Consider the following 14,903-nt stretch of genomic DNA (forward strand, 5'->3'; position numbering starts at 1 on the left):
CCCCCCCCCTCCCCCTCACCACAAACACCCCCCCCCCAGATCAGGCGCCATGTTTCGGGGGCTCGGAGATGGGTATAAGAGACAGCGCCGACGGCGTGTCGGTCACCACGTTCCACTCTCAAGGCGTGGCGCGGCCGGGGCCCCGGGACGGCGGCGCCCCGGACGCAGGACGGCCCGGACCCCCGTGGGGTCCGGGCCGTCCCGGTGTCGTGCGCGGGGGTCAGCCGGCGGTGCGCGCCCGGCGCCGCTCCGCGAGCTCGTCGTGCGCGTGGGCGGCGACGCCCTCGTCCTCGGCGCGCTCGGTCGGCAGCTCGGCGAGCGTGCCCTCGACCTCGCGCCACACCCGGCCGACCGCGATGCCGAACACGCCCTGGCCGCCCTGGACCAGGTCGATGACCTCGTCGGCGGAGGTGCACTCGTAGACGCTCGCGCCGTCGGACATGAGCGTGATCTGGGCGAGGTCGTCGACGCCGCGCTCGCGCAGGTGGCCGACCGCGGCGCGGATCTGCTGCAGCGAGACGCCGGTGTCGAGCAGCCGCTTGACGACCTTGAGCACCAGGATGTCGCGGAACGAGTACAGCCGCTGCGTGCCGGACCCGGTGGCCGGGCGGACGGACGGCTCGACGAGCCCGGTGCGGGCCCAGTAGTCGAGCTGGCGGTACGTGATGCCGGCCGCGCGGCAGGCGGTCGGGCCGCGGTAGCCGGTGGTGGTGTCGAGGTCCGGGAGGTCGTCGCCGAACAGGAGTCCCTGCGCCCGCTGCGGGACGGCGCCTGCCGCCTCCGCTGTCTGCTCGGTGCCGGTCACGGGGTCCTCCACTCGTCGCGCCCGCGCGCCGGGGCGGCGTGTCGGGAGATGCAGTGCTGTGCTGTTCTGGGTGCAACGCTAGGGCCGCCGCCTGGGGCGGTCAACGACCGCCACGCCCGCGCCTCTCGGCGTGTCGCGCACGGCGTGTCTTACCCTCCACCTGAGGTTGAACCTCGGTCCTTCCCGCCGGGCTCGCCGCGCTCGAAGTCGTCGGGCGAGACGTTGTCCAAGAACTCCCGGAACTGCGCCACCTGCTCGTCCGGCGTGGTGCTCGCGGCGGCCTCGTCCGCCTCCTCCGGGGACACGGGTGCGGCCTCCACGCCGACCTCGGCGAGCACGTCGGTCGCGCAGAGCACCGGGCAGCCCACCCGCACCGCCAGCGCGATCGCGTCCGAGGCGCGGGCGTCCACGCGCACCCGCCGCTCCCCCAGCACCAGCGCCGCGTGGAACACGCCGCCGACCAGCTCCGTGATCTCCACCTGGACCACGCGGGTGCCCAGCGCGATCAGCACGTCCCGGAGCAGGTCGTGCGTCATCGGCCGGGGCGGGACGACGCCGGCCTGCGCGGTCGCGATCGCCCCGGCCTCGGTCGGCCCGATCGCGATCGGCACGATCAGCTCGCCCACGGGCTCGAGCAGCAGCACGACGAGCTCGTCGTCGCCCGGGTGACGACGCACGCCGAGCACCTCGAGCTGGACCAGGTCGTCCTCGTGCATGCGTCCACGCTACGACGCGCCGTCGGAGAGCGCACCGGGCGCGCGGACCCGCGGCGTCAGGGCGCCAGGTCGGCGACGCCCGCGCGCACCAGCGCGGTGTTCAGCCGGGCGCACAGCTCGCCCACCTCGGCGGCCACGGTGCTCGCGCGGCCCCGCGCCGACGCCGACGTCTGCCCCCGCCACGGCGCGACCACGGCCTCGACCATGTCCAGCTGCCGGTCGGCCGCGCTGCGGAACGCCCGCAGGTGCCGCGCCTCCAGCCCGTGCTCGGCGAGCGCGGCCGCGGCCAGCACGACCTCCTTGGCCCACGCGTCCAGGTGGCCGGACGCCGACGGGCGCAGCACCCCGGCCTGGACCAGGTCGGCGACGAGCTGCTCGTCGACGCCCGCCTCGCGGGCCAGGGCGGCGGTGGTGTACCGCGCGTCGGTCGCGCCCGAGCGCGGCACGCCGTCCTCGGTCACCACGAGCGAGACGGGCTCGGACTCGTCGCCCGCGTCGAGCGCGGCCAGGCGCTCGCCGATCACCTTGAGCGGCACGTAGCGGTCCCGCTGCTCGCGCAGCACGTACCGGAGCCGCTCGAGGTCCGCGGGGCTGTACTGCCGGTAGCCGGCGGGCGTGCGCACCGGCTCGACCAGGCCCTGCTCCTCGAGGAACCGGAGCTTGGAGTTGGTGACCGCGGGGAACTCGATCCGCAGCGCGGCGAGCACGTCCGAGATCCGCATGCTGGCCTCGCGGGACAGCCCGCGCGGCCACGGGCCGGGCGCGTCCTGACGCCCGGGCGCCTCGTCGGGCGCGGCCGGGCGCGTGGCTGCGCCGGCGACGTCCGGGCCCGCGCCCGCGTGCCGGGCGGACCGGGCGGCGCTCACTGCGCGGGGCCGGCGGGCTGGGCGCCGGACCGCGCGGCGGGGCTCGGGTGGAAGGTCATCCGGAACTTGCCGATCTGCACCTCGTCGCCGGCGCGCAGCACCGCGGAGTCGATCCGCTCCCGGTTCACGTACGTGCCGTTGAGGGAGCCGACGTCGCGGACGACGAAGTCGTCGAGCTCGCGCACGAACTCGGCGTGCTTGCGGGACACGGTGACGTCGTCCAGGAAGATGTCCGCGTTCGGGCTGCGGCCCGCGACCGTGCGGTCGGCGTCCAGCAGGAACCGCGCGCCGGAGCTCGGCCCGCGCTGCATGACGAGCAGCGCCGAGGTGCGCGGCAGCGCCTGGACCGCCGCCGCCTGCTCCGCGGTGAGGCCGACGGGGCCCGCCGGGTCGACGTCGATCGCGCCCAGCGAGCCGAAGCTGATCGTGGTGTCGGGAGCCGCCGAGATGGGCGCCCCGTCGGGCGCGGCCGGACGCGGCTCGCCGCCCGGCACCTGCTGCTCGTCGCTCATGACACCCTCCCAGACCTGCTGACGCGCGCCCCCGACCTGCACCGGGGTCCCCGACAGCCTAAGCGCCCGGAGGACCTGAGCACACCCCGCCGACCGGGTGTCGCGCGCGCCGGGGTGGTGTCACCCGCCGCCGGAGGTCTCCGGCTCGGCGTACTGCGGGTCGGGCACGTCCCGGGTGGCGGTGACCTCGACGCGGTCCTCGGTCGACACGGTCGCCGTGCCGCCGTCGATCTGCACCTTGGCGACCGCGCCGCCCGGGATCGCCAGGGCCGTCGACATCGTGCCGGGATCGCCGATCGCGACCCACCGGTACGGCGGCGACACCGGCGCGCCGTCGACCTCGATGCCGTCGTCCGTCCCGAGCACGTAGGACGACGCGGTGAGGCGCTGGTCGTTCAGCTGGATCGCCTCGGCGCCCGAGTTGCGCAGCTCCTCGAGGAGGTTCAGCAGGGTCAGCGCCGACACCGACCGCGTCGGGTCGGACACCGTCACCGTGACCCCCGGCCCCTCGGCCGGGAGCCGGCCGGACAGGATGCCCTGCGCGGCCGCGCTGCGGGTGGCCGCCTCGAGCGCCGCCTCGCGGCTCGAGCCCGCGGACTGCAGCTCGGTGCGGGTGCGCTCGAGCTCGGCCACCTGCTGCTGGAGGTCGTCGGCCTGGCGCGTCGTCTGGTCGAGCAGCGACACCAGCTCCGACTCGCGCATCACCGTGAGGCTCTCGGTGTCGGTCTGCCGCACCTGCACGGCGATCGCGAAGCCGAGGAGCACGCACAGGACGCCGGTCAGGGCCTGGGCGCGGGTGGCCCGGGGACGCAGGGCGCGGCCGAGCGCGCGCCAGCCGCGCACGGGACCGGGCCCCGGCGCGGCGGCGGGCTCGGGCCGGGCGGGCTGCTCGGGCTGCTCGGGCACGCTCACGCCTTGAACAGGTGCCGTCGGATCGCGGCCACGTTGGAGAAGATCCGGATGCCGAGGACGACCACCACGCCGGTCGACAGCTGCGAGCCCACGCCGAGCTGGTCGCCCAGGAACACGATCAGCGCCGCCACGACGACGTTCGACAGGAACGACACCAGGAACACCCGGTCGTCGAACAGCCCGTCGAGCACCGCGCGGAACCCGCCGAACAGCGCGTCCAGCGCCGCCACCACCGCGATCGGCAGGTAGGGCTGCAGCGCCGCCGGCACCGTGGGCTCGAGCACCAGGCCCGCCACCACGCCGACGATCAGGCCGATCACCGCGATCAACTCAGTCCCCCTCGTTCTCGTCCCCGGACAGTGTGCCCGACGGCGCGGTCAAACCCGCGGGACCCGGCGTCGTGCCGGGCAGGACGGGGACGCCCTCCGGCAGCTCGGCCGACCGCAGCGTCACGGTGCCGGCCGCGGGCAGGTGCAGGTCGCGCTGCGACGACACCCGCGTCGGGATCCCGTACGTCGACTGCAGGACGGCGAGCAGCTGGCCGCCCGACGTGCGGGCCAGCCCGGTCTGCATCCCCTGCGGGACGCCGATCGCCTCGATCGCGTACGGCCCCACCAGCGGCACGACGTCCACCAGGATCGCGTCGCCGGCCGTGCGGATCGCCGTCGTGGGCCCCAGCCGCTCGCCGTTCACGGCGACCGCCTCCGCCCCTGAGGCCCAGAGCCCGTTGACCACGAGCTGCAGGTCGGAGTCGCGGACCCGGCCGTTCGGGTCGTCCTCGTCGGTGTCGGCGTCCTGCAGGGTGATCCGCAGCCCGTCTCCGGTGACGGCCGTCGCGCCGGACGCCACCGAGTCGACCGCCAGCCGGTCGAGCAGCGGCGAGTCGGCGCCGGACAGCGCCTGCTCCTGGAGCACGGCGATCTCGTCGGACAGCGCGGCGCTGCGGTCGCGCAGCCGGTCGAGCTCGGCGCTGCGCTCGGTGATCTGGCCGGCCAGCACCTCGCGCGCGGCGATCGCGGACGGCTGCGGCGCGCGCAGCGCGAGCACGGACCAGGTGGTCGCCGCGCCCAGCGCGACCGCGAGCACGGCCACCGCGACGGTGCCTCGCCCGCCCCGGCGCCGCGACTTCCCGGCCGCGGCGCGCCGCTCGGCCGCCTCGCGGTACTCGGGGTCCAGCGGGTGCTGGGTGACCTCGGTCAGCAGCGACATCGAGGCGTCCGGACGCCGCCGCGCCGGGCCCCCCGCGGGACCGCGGCCGGGTCCGTCCCCCGGGCGGGGGTCCGTCACACGGCCACCGTGCGGGCCTCACCCGCGTCCGCGCCGCCGCGCCGGCCGACGAGCTGCCACGCCTGGCGCACGTACAGCAGGCCGGCGAACCAGTACAGGGCGACGCCCCACCACGCGCAGGCCCAGCCGAGCACGGACGCCAGGTCGCCGACGATGCCGCCCCAGTGCGCGAGCAGCAGCAGCGGGAACGCGTACAGCAGCGCGAACGTGCCGGCCTTGCCCGCCAGGTGCACCTGGAGCGGCCCGTAGCCGTGCCGCGCGAGCACCACCAGCATGACGACCAGCATCGCCTCGCGGGCCAGCAGCACGACGACGAGCCACCACGGCACGACGCCGCGGGCGGCGAGGCCGAGCAGCGTCACGAAGATGAACAGCCGGTCGGCGGCCGGGTCCAGGACCTGGCCGAGGCGCGACACCTGCCCGAGGCGGCGCGCCAGCACGCCGTCGAGCCAGTCGCTGGCACCGGACACCGCGAGGACCAGCAGGGCCCAGCCGTCGTGCCCGTAGACGATCAGCACCGCGAACACCGGCACCATCAGCAGCCGGATCAGGCTGATGACGTTCGGCACGGTGAGGACGCGGTCGCTCACCACGTCCCGCTCCGCCACAGCTCTCCCGCCTCGTACGCCCTGATCGACGCCGCTCATCCTACGCAGGTGGGGACCGCTCTCCGGCCACCTCGGCCCCTCGGCCGCGTCGGGTCCCGCGCGGCCGCCGTCCGGCCGTGGTTCGCTGGCCGCATGGCCCACGTCAACGACCCCGCCGTCATCGACCGCCTGCTCCGCACGCCCGCCACCTGGGCGGTCGTGGGGCTGTCCACCAACCGGGCGCGCGCGGCGTACGGGGTGGCGGCCTACCTGCAGGAGCTCGGGCAGACGATCGTCCCCGTGCACCCGCGGGCGGAGACGGTGCACGGCGCCGCCGGCGTGCGCACCCTGGCCGAGGTCGACGGGCCGGTCGACGTGGTCGACGTGTTCGTGAACTCGGGGCTCGCGGGCGCCGTCGTGGACGAGGCGATCGCGGTCGGGGCGCGCGCGGTCTGGCTGCAGCTCGGCGTGGTGGACGAGGCGGCGGCGGCGCGCGCGCGGGCCGCCGGGCTCGACGTCGTGATGGACACCTGCCCGGCGATCGAGGGCCGCCGCCTCGGGCTGGGCTGAGGCGGGCGGCGGGGCGGCGTCGGGCGGCAGGCTGCGGCCGCTGTGCCGGAGGTCACCGCGCCGCTCCCCCGCGTCCGGCGGCCCGTGCCGGTAGACTGGTCGCACTCGGAGTTCGTCGCAGTGTCCCGTGATGTGCGTGCCGAGGCCCCCCTCTCCTGACGTGGCGGCCTCGTGATGTGTGGGTGTGGGAGTGCGACCGCGTGGCCGACCGGAACCCGGGCGGCGCACAGCTCCCCCCAGCGACACGAAACGGTGCTGCCTTGACGTCCCTCCTCGACCCTGCCCTGCCCGCGTCCGACGAGACCGTCGTGACCGGCCCCACCTTCGCCGACCTCGACCTGCCCGCGCCGCTGCGCGAGGCGGTCCTGGGCCTCGGCTTCACCACGCCCACCGCGATCCAGGCGGAGGCCATCCCGGCGCTGCTCGCCGGCCGCGACATCACCGGCGTCGCCCAGACCGGCACCGGCAAGACCGCCGCGTTCGGCCTGCCGCTGCTCGCCGCCGTCGACCCGGAGCTCCGCGAGGTGCAGGCGATCGTCCTGGCGCCGACGCGCGAGCTCGCCATGCAGGTCGCCGAGGCGCTGGAGTCCTTCGCCTCGAAGATGCCCGGGCTCGAGGTCGTCCCGGTCTACGGCGGCTCGCCGTACCTGCCGCAGCAGCGCGCGCTGCGCGGCGGCGCCCAGGTCGTCGTCGGCACGCCCGGCCGCGTCATCGACCACCTCGACCGCGGCTCGCTGAAGCTCGACTCCGTGCGGTTCCTCGCGCTGGACGAGGCCGACGAGATGCTCCGGATGGGCTTCGTCGACGACGTCGACCGGATCGCCTCCGCCACCCCCGCGTCCAAGCAGGTCGCCCTGTTCTCCGCGACCATGCCGCCGGCCATCCGCCGCGTCGCCGCGCAGCACCTCACCGACCCGGTCGAGATCACCGTCGCCCGGCAGTCGTCGACCGTGTCGAGCGTCCGGCAGACCTACGCGGTCGTGCCGTTCCGGCACAAGGCCGGCGCCCTGGCCCGCGTGCTCGCGGTGTCCGACGCCGACGCGGCGATCGTGTTCGTCCGCACCCGCAGCGCCGCCGAGGACGTCGCCGTCTCGCTCGTCGAGCGGGGCGTCGCCGCCGCCTACATCTCGGGCGACGTGGCGCAGGGCGACCGGGAGAAGATCGTGGAGCGCGTCCGGTCCGGCGCGATCAACGTCCTCGTGGCGACCGACGTCGCGGCGCGCGGCCTCGACATCGACCGCATCGGGCTCGTCGTGAACTTCGACGTCCCGGGCGAGCCCGAGGCCTACGTGCACCGCATCGGCCGCACCGGCCGCGCGGGCCGCACCGGCGAGGCGCTGACCTTCGTCACCCCGAACGAGAACGGCAAGCTCCGGGCGATCGAGCGGACCACCCGCCAGCAGCTCGAGCAGATCCAGATCCCGTCGCCGGCGGACGTGTCGGCGCACCGCGTCGCCGCCCTGCTCGCCCGGGTGCCCGCCCGCCGCGAGGTCGGCCGCCTGGACCTGTACCGCACCGCCGCCGCGGAGTTCCTGGCCGCGCACCCGGACGTCGACGCGAGCGACCTCGTCGCCGTGCTCGCCGCCCTGGCCGTCGGCGACGAGGGCCCCGCGCCGCGTCCGACCGAGGGCGACGACCTGGACGACGCGCTGTCCCGCGCGCACCTCGCGCCGGAGCGCGGCGGCCCCCGCCGGGACGGCGCGGACGGCGGCCGCCCGCGCAGCTCGGCCCGCCCGAGCAGCGGCGGCCCGCGCTACCGCCTCGCGGTCGGCTCGAAGGACGGCGTCCAGCCCGGCGGCATCGTCGGGGCGCTGACCAACGAGGGCGGCCTCACCGGCAAGGACCTCGGGAAGATCGACATCTTCTCGACGTTCTCCCTGGTCGAGATCCCCGCGGGCCTGTCCCCCGAGGCCTTCGACCGCATCGGCCGCGCCCGCGTCGCCGGCCGCCCGCTGCGCATCCGCGTCGACGAGGGCCCGCGCGCCGCGAGCCGCCCGGACCGCGGCGCCTCCCGCGGCCCGGCGCACCACGGCCCGCGCACCGGCCGGGACGGCGCCCGCGAGGGCGGCTACGGCTCGCGCGAGGGCGGCTACGGCTCCCGCGACGGCGGCCACGGCTCCCGCGAGGGCGGCTACGGCTCGCGCGACGGCGGCCGGGACGCGCGACCGCGCCGCTCGACCACCCCGCGCTGACGGCGCGCGAAGGGGCCCGGCACCGATCACGGTGCCGGGCCCCTTCCACGTGTCGCGCCCGCCGGACACCCGACGCCACCCGCGCCCCAGCGCCGAGATAGGACCGCCCCGGCGAGATAGGGCCGTCTGCGGTCCTATCTCGACGCGCACGTCCTATCTCGGCGCGGGCGCGTCCCGGCCTTGAGCGCGGGCGGCGGCCCGAGACGTGCGGGTCAGGCCGCCGCGGACGCCGCGCGGCCGACCGCCGCGACGAACTCGTCGACGTCCGCCTCGGTGGTGTCGAACGCGCACATCCAGCGGACCTCGCCGGTGGCGCGGTTCCAGTCGTAGAACCGCCGCACCTCGCGCAGCGCGTCGGCCACGCCGGGCGGCAGCGCCGCGAACACCGCGTTGGCATCCGTGGCCTGCGTGACCCGCACGCCCGGGACCGCCTCGACGCCGGCCCGCAGCCGCTGCGCCATGGCGTTGGCGTGCCGCGCGGAGCGCAGCCACAGGTCGCCCTCGTACAGCGCGACCAGCTGCGCCGAGACGAACCGCATCTTGGACGCGAGCTGCATGTCGACCTTGCGCTGGAACGCGATGCCCGGCGTCGACCCGGGGGTCAGCTCCAGGACCGCCTCGCCGAACAGGATGCCGTTCTTGGTGCCGCCGAGGGACACGACGTCGACGCCGACGTCGGTGGTCAGCGCGCGCATCGGCAGGTCCAGGGCCGCGGCGGCGTTGCCGAGCCGGGAGCCGTCCAGGTGCACCCGCAGGCCGAGGGCGTGCGCGTGCGTGCTGATCGCGAGGATCTCGTCCGGCGTGTACACGGTGCCGAGCTCGGTGGCCTGGGTGATCGAGACGACGCCGGGCTGGGCGCGGTGCTGGTCGCCGAAGCCGTGCGCGTGCCGGTCGACGAGCTCCGGGGTGAGCTTGCCGTCGGGGGTGGGCACCGTCAGCAGCTTGATCCCGCCGACCCGCTCGGGGGCGGCGTTCTCGTCCGTGTTGATGTGGGCGGTCTCGGCGCAGATGACGGCGCCCCAGCGGGGCAGCATCGTCTGCAGGGCCACGACGTTCGCGCCGGTGCCGTTGAACACCGGGTACCCGGTCGCGTCGGCGCCGAAGTGGCCGCGCAGCACCTCCTGCAGGTGCTCGGTGTACGGGTCGGCGCCGTAGCCCGGGACGTGCCCGTCGTTGGCGGCGGCGAGGGCCGCGAGGACCTCGGGGTGCACCCCCGCGTAGTTGTCGGAGGCGAAGTCGTGCCGGGCGGGGTCGTGCAGTCTGTCCACCTGCCCATCCTCCCCCACGCGGGGAGGTGCGCCGGTCAGCGCGTCGCCGCCGCCTCGGCCGCGAGCCGCGCGCGGCACTCGGCGCAGGTGCCGAGCAGCTCGATCGTGTGCTCGACGTCGGAGAAGTCGTGGGCGGCGCCCACCTGCTCGGCCCACGCCTCGGCGCCGGGCCCGTCGATCTCGACCGCCTTGCCGCAGGACCGGCACACCAGGTGGTGGTGGTGGCTGCGCCGGACGCACCGGCGGTACACGGACTCGCCGTCGGGCGAGCGCAGCACGTCGACCTCGCCGGCGTCGGCGAGGGTCTGGACGGCGCGGTACACGGTCGCGAGCCCCGTGGTGGAGCCCTGGGACCGCAGCAGGTAGTGCAGCTGCTGCGCGGAGCGGAACTCGTCGAGGTCGTCGAGCAGCCCCAGGATCTCGGTGCGCTGCTTCGTGGTGCGCTGCGTGACGGCCATCGGTGCGTGCTCCCTCCTCCGGGCGTCCCTCGGCGGGACGGCCGACCATGCTACTCAACGCCCGCGGGCACGTGATCCGTTCCCGGGCGCGCCGCGAGCCGGGGACCCGACGGGTCCCCGGCTCGCGTGCGGTGGTGCGGGGTCGCTCAGTTGGCGACGGCGCGCTTGAGGGCGCTGCCGGCGGTCAGCTTCACGCGGAAGCCGGCCGGGATGTCCAGCTTCTCGCCGGTCTGCGGGTTGATGCCGGTGCGCGCGGCACGGTCGGCACGGGACACCGCGAGCAGACCCGGGATGGTCACGGACTCGCCGGCGCTGAGCTGCTCGACCAGGACCTCCTGGAAGGCCTTGAGGGCCGCGTCGGCAGCGGTGTTGGTGAGCCCGGCCTTGGCGGCGATGGCCTGGACGAGCTCGGTGCGGTTCACGCTCACGGATGTGCTCCTATGTGTTCGAACTGGGTGCGCGGGCCGCTCGGCGCCTGCGTGGGGCGTCAGCTTCCGGCGGACCGACGCGGACGACCATAACGGCAGGCAGGGCGCTTCTCCGCATCGCCACGCGGGCGGTGTGTCGCTCAGGCAGCGACGTCCCGGCCCGCGAGGTGCCCCAGGAGGCGGTCCAGGGGCCACGCGTCGAGCACCCGGTCGGGCCCGATGCCGTGCGCGGCGGCCCGGTCGCAGCCCACCGGCTGCCAGGACAGCTGCCCCGGCGCGTGCGCGTCGGTGTCGATCGTGAACAGGCAGCCGGCGTCGACCGCGACGTCCAGCAGCGCGTGCGGCGGGTCGAGCCGGTCGGGCCGGCAGTTCACCTCGACGGCCACCCCGTGCTCGGCGCAGTCGGCGAACACGGCGGCCGCGTCGAACTCGCTCTGCGGCCGCTGCCGCTTCCCGGTGAGCTGCCGCCCGGTGCAGTGCCCGAGCACGTCGACCCGCGGGTTCGCGACGGCCGCGCGCATCCGCCGGGTCATCGCCGCGGCGTCCATCCGGAGCTTCGAGTGCACCGACGCCACGACGACGTCGAGCCGGTCCAGCAGCTCGGGCTCCTGGTCGATCGAGCCGTCGTCGAGGATGTCGACCTCGATGCCGGTGAGCACCCGGAACGGCGCGATCGCCCGGTTGAGCGCCTCGATCTGCTCGATCTGGGCACGCAGCCGCGCGGGCGACAGGCCGTTCGCCACGGTGAGCCGGGGCGAGTGGTCCGTGATCGCCAGGTACTCGTGCCCGAGCTCCATCGCGGCCAGCACCATCTCCTGCGCGGTGGTCGAGCCGTCGCTGGCCTCGGTGTGCGCGTGCAGGTCGCCGCGCAGGGCCGCCCGGAGCGCGGCGCCGTCCCCGGTCGGCTCGGCCGCGGGGTACTTCTGCTCCAGGTCCAGCAGATACGGCACCGGTCCGCCCGCCGCGGCGTCCGCGGCCACCTCGGCGGTGCGGGCGCCCACGCCCGGCAGGTCGGTCAGCGTGCCCGCGGCGAGCCGCGCCCGGACCTCGTCGGGGCCCGTGCGCTCGAGCGACCGGACGGCGGCCCGGAACGCGTCCGCGCGGTACGAGGTGGCCCCGCCGCGCTCGAGCAGGAACGCCGCGCGCCGCAGCGCGCCCACGACGGCATCGTGCACGGACGCGGCGTCCCCGGGTGCGCTCGCCACGCGTCAGGACGCCCGCTTGCGCCGGGTGCGCGCGGGCTTCTCGTCGGTCGCCTTGTCCGCGGCCGGCTTCTCGTCGTCGGCCTTCTTCGCGCGGGACCGGGTCGAGGCCGGCTTCCGGGCGGGCTTCTCCTCGGCGTCGTCGTCGGCGTCCGCGGCCTTCGCCCGGGACCGCCGCGCCGGCGCCTTCGTCGCGGGCTTCTCGTCGGCCGCCGCGTCGGCGTCCTTGCCCGCCGACCCGCCGCCGCGCGCCTTCTCCACGCTGCGCTGCAGCGCCGCCAGCAGGTCGACGACCTCGCCCGCGGGCTGGCCGCCCTCGCCGACCTCCTCGGCCTGCGGCACCGCCTGCGTCCGGCCCGACGACACCTTCGCCTCGATCACCTGCTCCAGCGCGGCGCGGTACCGGTCCTCGAAGCCCGACGGGTCGAAGTCGCCGGCCAGGGACTCCACGAGCGACGACGCCATCGCGAGCTCCTGCGGCCGCACGGTGACGTCCTGGTCCAGGATCGGGAAGTCCGCCTCGCGCACCTCGTCCGGCCACAGCAGGGTCTGCAGGCAGATCACGTCGTCCCGCACCCGGAGCACCGCCATCGACTCGCGCTGCCGCAGGGCGACCTTGACCACGGCCATCCGGTCGGTGCTGGTCAGCGCCTCGCGGAGCAGCGCGTACGGCTTCGCGGCCGTGCGGTCCGGCTCCAGGTAGTAGGTCTTGGCGAGCAGGATCGGGTCCACCTGGTCGGCGGGCACGAACTCGATGACCTCGATCTCGCGCTCGGTGGCGAGCGGCAGCCGGTCGAGGTCCTCGTCGGTGAGGACCACGAGCTGCCCGTCGTCGGTCTCGTAGCCCTTGGCGATCTCGCTGTACTCGACCGGCTCGTCCTCGATCGAGCACACCTTGCGGTACCGGATCCGGCCGCCGTCCTTCTTGTGCACCTGGTGCAGCGGCACCTCGTGCTCCCCCGTGGCGGCGTACAGCTTGACCGGCACGTTGACCAGCCCGAACGCGACGGCGCCCTTCCAGATCGCGCGCATCGTGACCACCCTCCCCGGCGCGGAGCACTCCCCCGCGACGACTCCGCGTCCTGTGGGCAGGATGGACCCGTGCAGCCCATGCTCGCCACCCCTGTCCCCGTCCCGGGCCGCCTGCCCGCAGGTCCGGGCTGGCGGTTCGAGGTGAAGTGGGACGGTGTCCGCATCCTCGCCGACACCACGGGAGACCGCCTCCGGATGCTCGGCCGCAACGGCCGGGACGCCGCGCCGGCGTACCCCGAGCTCGCGGGGCTGGCGGACCTGCCGCCGGGCACCGTGCTCGACGGCGAGGTGGTCGCGATGCGGGACGGGGTGCCGTCGTTCCCGGCCCTGGCGGAGCGGATGCACGTCCGGGACCCCGCGCGCGCCGCCGCCCTCGCCCACCGGGTCCCCGTGAGCTACCTCGTGTTCGACGTGCCGGTCCTGGCGGGCGAGGACCTCACCCGCAGGCCGTTCGACGAGCGGCGCGCCGCTCTCGAGTCGGTGCCGCTGCCCGAGCACGTCCAGCTGTCGCCGGTGTACTCCGACGGCGACGTGATCTGGTCCGCGACCCGCGCGCAGGGCCTGGAGGGCGTGGTGGCGAAGCGCGCCACGTCCACCTACCAGCCCGGCCGGCGGTCCGGCGACTGGCTCAAGGCGGTGCACCACACCACCCGCACGGCGCTGGTCGGCGGCTGGCGCCCCGAGACGACCGGGAGCGGCCGGATGGGGGCGGTGCTGCTCGGCGCCCCGGACGCGGCCGGCGGCTTGCGCTTCCTGTGCCGCGCCGGCAGCGGCCTGGCGGGTGGGCTGGCCCGGGACCTGACCGCGGCCCTGCGCCCGCTCGAGCGGGCGACGTCGCCGTTCGCGGAGCGGCTGGAGCCCGTCGACGCCCGCGGCACGGTGTGGGTCGAGCCCGAGGTGCTGCTCGACGTCCGCTACCTCACCCGGACGCCGTCCGGGCGGCTGCGGCAGCCGGTGCTCCGCGGGCGGCGGGACGACACCGCGCCCGACCCCTGGGAGGCGTGACCCCGCGCGCCCGCTCGGAGACGGCCGCGGCCGCCCGCACCCGTCCCACCTGCGATTGCGCGACCCCTGAGGTTGGGGCAGCGTGGGTGCCAGCCGGCGCCGTCGGGCGCCGAGGACCGCAAGGAGGAGACTGATGGTTCGCCGCACGGAGCTGCCGAAGTACACCGTCCCGTCGCTGAGCGTCGAGGACGGCCGCACGATCGCCGCGATCCTCCAGCAGCGCCTCAACGCGCTGAACGACCTGGCGCTCACGCTCAAGCACATCCACTGGAACGTCACCGGCCCGCACTTCATCGCGGTGCACGAGATGATCGACCCGCAGGTCGACGCCGTCCGCGCCATGGTGGACGCGATCGCCGAGCGCATCGCGACCCTCGGTGTCGCCCCCGTGGGCACCCCCGGCGCGCTGGTGCAGGACCGCAGCTGGGACGACTACTCGATCGGCCGCGCCGGCGCGATCGAGCACCTGGGCGCGCTCGACGAGGTCTACGTCGGCGTCGTCACCGACCACCGCGAGGCCGCGGCCGCGACCGAGGACCTCGACACCGTGACGAACGACCTGCTGGTCGGCCACCTGCACGAGCTCGAGCTGTTCCACTGGTTCGTCCGCGCGCACCTGGAGAACGCCGGCGGCGAGCTCAGCACCGCGGACGCCGAGGGCGAGCAGGAGTCGGCCGCCGAGGCCGGCGCCGCCGCGAAGGACCCGTCCTCCGTCTGACGGCGCGCCGGTCGGGAGGGCCTCGCCCGCCCGACCCCCGGGACCGCCGAGGCCCCGGTCACCAGGGGGTGGCCGGGGCCTCGTGCTGCGCGCGCGGCCGGCGCGGGCGCCGACCGGTGCGGGTCAGAGACGCTCGGGGTCGTCCCAGTCGTCCGACGCCGCGATGGCCTCGTCGTCCGGGAGGAGCTCGCTGTCCCGCAGGGTGCGCGGCGCGCGGGCCGGGTCGCCACCGGAGCGGACGTCGGTGGCGCGGAGCTCGGCCTCGGACGGCAGGGCCTCGGCGCGGTGGTTCGCGGCGGTCTCGGAGGTGAGGTCACGGGGGCGGGTCGTCATGTCTCGGTTGTA

Annotated in this window: 18 protein-coding genes; 4 read left to right on the top strand and 14 right to left on the bottom strand. The window is 75.9% G+C overall.

Translation table 11 applies throughout. The features are described 5' to 3' along the window. Nucleotides 1-220: 220 nt before the first annotated feature. From AC3WUG_RS02640 to clsA, 8 genes are all read right to left on the bottom strand, one after another. Nucleotides 221-805: a MerR family transcriptional regulator gene (locus tag AC3WUG_RS02640; protein ID WP_492326223.1), complete on the bottom strand. Its 585-nt coding sequence runs from the start codon at nucleotides 803-805 to the stop codon at nucleotides 221-223. Between the two features lie 149 nt (nucleotides 806-954). Continuing rightward, nucleotides 955-1,521: a bifunctional nuclease family protein gene (locus AC3WUG_RS02645; protein ID WP_492326224.1), complete on the bottom strand. Its 567-nt coding sequence runs from the start codon at nucleotides 1,519-1,521 to the stop codon at nucleotides 955-957. Between the two features lie 56 nt (nucleotides 1,522-1,577). Next, nucleotides 1,578-2,387 (bottom strand): transcriptional regulator FtsR, encoded by an 810-nt coding sequence (gene ftsR / locus AC3WUG_RS02650; RefSeq protein ID WP_492326225.1) that lies wholly within the window; start codon nucleotides 2,385-2,387, stop codon nucleotides 1,578-1,580. Next, a complete protein-coding gene (locus tag AC3WUG_RS02655; protein WP_492326226.1) occupies nucleotides 2,384-2,899 on the bottom strand; it encodes an FHA domain-containing protein in 516 nt (171 codons plus the stop codon). Before AC3WUG_RS02655 ends, ftsR begins: the two co-directional genes overlap by 4 nt. A 120-nt stretch (nucleotides 2,900-3,019) precedes the next feature. Continuing rightward, entirely contained in the window at nucleotides 3,020-3,805 is a 786-nt protein-coding gene (locus tag AC3WUG_RS02660; protein WP_492326227.1) for a DUF881 domain-containing protein, read from the bottom strand. Between the two features lie 2 nt (nucleotides 3,806-3,807). Further along, nucleotides 3,808-4,140: a small basic family protein gene (locus AC3WUG_RS02665; protein WP_147796766.1), complete on the bottom strand. Its 333-nt coding sequence runs from the start codon at nucleotides 4,138-4,140 to the stop codon at nucleotides 3,808-3,810. A 1-nt stretch (nucleotide 4,141) separates the two neighbouring features. Further along, entirely contained in the window at nucleotides 4,142-5,020 is an 879-nt protein-coding gene (locus tag AC3WUG_RS02670; RefSeq protein WP_492326228.1) for a DUF881 domain-containing protein, read from the bottom strand. 74 nt (nucleotides 5,021-5,094) lie between these two features. Next, nucleotides 5,095-5,745 carry a cardiolipin synthase ClsA gene (clsA, locus tag AC3WUG_RS02675; protein WP_492326229.1) on the bottom strand — a complete coding sequence of 217 codons (651 nt, stop codon included), beginning with the start codon at nucleotides 5,743-5,745 and terminating at the stop codon, nucleotides 5,095-5,097. Nucleotides 5,746-5,838: 93 nt separating this feature from the next. Here clsA and AC3WUG_RS02680 point away from each other — a divergent pair, with 93 nt between their 5' ends. Together AC3WUG_RS02680 and AC3WUG_RS02685 are read left to right on the top strand one after the other, a co-directional pair. Further along, on the top strand, nucleotides 5,839-6,255 hold the full coding sequence (locus AC3WUG_RS02680) for a CoA-binding protein (protein WP_492326230.1): 417 nt from the start codon (nucleotides 5,839-5,841) through the stop codon (nucleotides 6,253-6,255). Between the two features lie 260 nt (nucleotides 6,256-6,515). Beyond that, on the top strand, nucleotides 6,516-8,447 hold the full coding sequence (locus AC3WUG_RS02685; protein WP_492326231.1) for a DEAD/DEAH box helicase: 1,932 nt from the start codon (nucleotides 6,516-6,518) through the stop codon (nucleotides 8,445-8,447). A 212-nt stretch (nucleotides 8,448-8,659) separates the two neighbouring features. On the opposite strand, the gene AC3WUG_RS02690 is transcribed toward AC3WUG_RS02685, so the two are convergent. From AC3WUG_RS02690 to ku, 5 genes are all read right to left on the bottom strand, one after another. After that, complete coding sequence (locus tag AC3WUG_RS02690) at nucleotides 8,660-9,715, bottom strand: threonine aldolase family protein (RefSeq protein WP_492326232.1); 1,056 nt, start codon at nucleotides 9,713-9,715, stop codon at nucleotides 8,660-8,662. A gap of 35 nt (nucleotides 9,716-9,750) precedes the next feature. Then, the gene (locus AC3WUG_RS02695; RefSeq protein WP_492326233.1) at nucleotides 9,751-10,173 is read right to left on the bottom strand and encodes a Fur family transcriptional regulator; all 423 of its coding nucleotides are present in this window, start codon (nucleotides 10,171-10,173) and stop codon (nucleotides 9,751-9,753) included. Between the two features lie 146 nt (nucleotides 10,174-10,319). After that, nucleotides 10,320-10,601: an HU family DNA-binding protein gene (locus tag AC3WUG_RS02700; protein WP_147796772.1), complete on the bottom strand. Its 282-nt coding sequence runs from the start codon at nucleotides 10,599-10,601 to the stop codon at nucleotides 10,320-10,322. A gap of 140 nt (nucleotides 10,602-10,741) precedes the next feature. Further along, nucleotides 10,742-11,761: a PHP domain-containing protein gene (locus tag AC3WUG_RS02705; RefSeq protein WP_492326234.1), complete on the bottom strand. Its 1,020-nt coding sequence runs from the start codon at nucleotides 11,759-11,761 to the stop codon at nucleotides 10,742-10,744. A gap of 48 nt (nucleotides 11,762-11,809) precedes the next feature. Then, nucleotides 11,810-12,835, bottom strand: coding sequence for a non-homologous end joining protein Ku (ku, locus tag AC3WUG_RS02710; protein ID WP_492326235.1), 1,026 nt, complete (start codon nucleotides 12,833-12,835; stop codon nucleotides 11,810-11,812). Between the two features lie 78 nt (nucleotides 12,836-12,913). Between ku and AC3WUG_RS02715 the strand changes: the two genes are divergently transcribed. Next, nucleotides 12,914-13,840 carry an ATP-dependent DNA ligase gene (locus tag AC3WUG_RS02715; protein WP_492326251.1) on the top strand — a complete coding sequence of 309 codons (927 nt, stop codon included), beginning with the start codon at nucleotides 12,914-12,916 and terminating at the stop codon, nucleotides 13,838-13,840. A gap of 133 nt (nucleotides 13,841-13,973) precedes the next feature. Further along, complete coding sequence (locus AC3WUG_RS02720; RefSeq protein WP_218707492.1) at nucleotides 13,974-14,558, top strand: Dps family protein; 585 nt, start codon at nucleotides 13,974-13,976, stop codon at nucleotides 14,556-14,558. Nucleotides 14,559-14,681: 123 nt separating this feature from the next. Here the strand turns inward: AC3WUG_RS02720 and AC3WUG_RS02725 are convergent, their stop codons facing one another. Next, the gene (locus AC3WUG_RS02725) at nucleotides 14,682-14,891 is read right to left on the bottom strand and encodes a hypothetical protein (protein WP_217615647.1); all 210 of its coding nucleotides are present in this window, start codon (nucleotides 14,889-14,891) and stop codon (nucleotides 14,682-14,684) included. Between the last annotated feature and the right edge of the window lie 12 nt (nucleotides 14,892-14,903).

It is taken from the genome of Cellulomonas sp. EB106-03-03-XG116 (assembly GCF_058792015.1).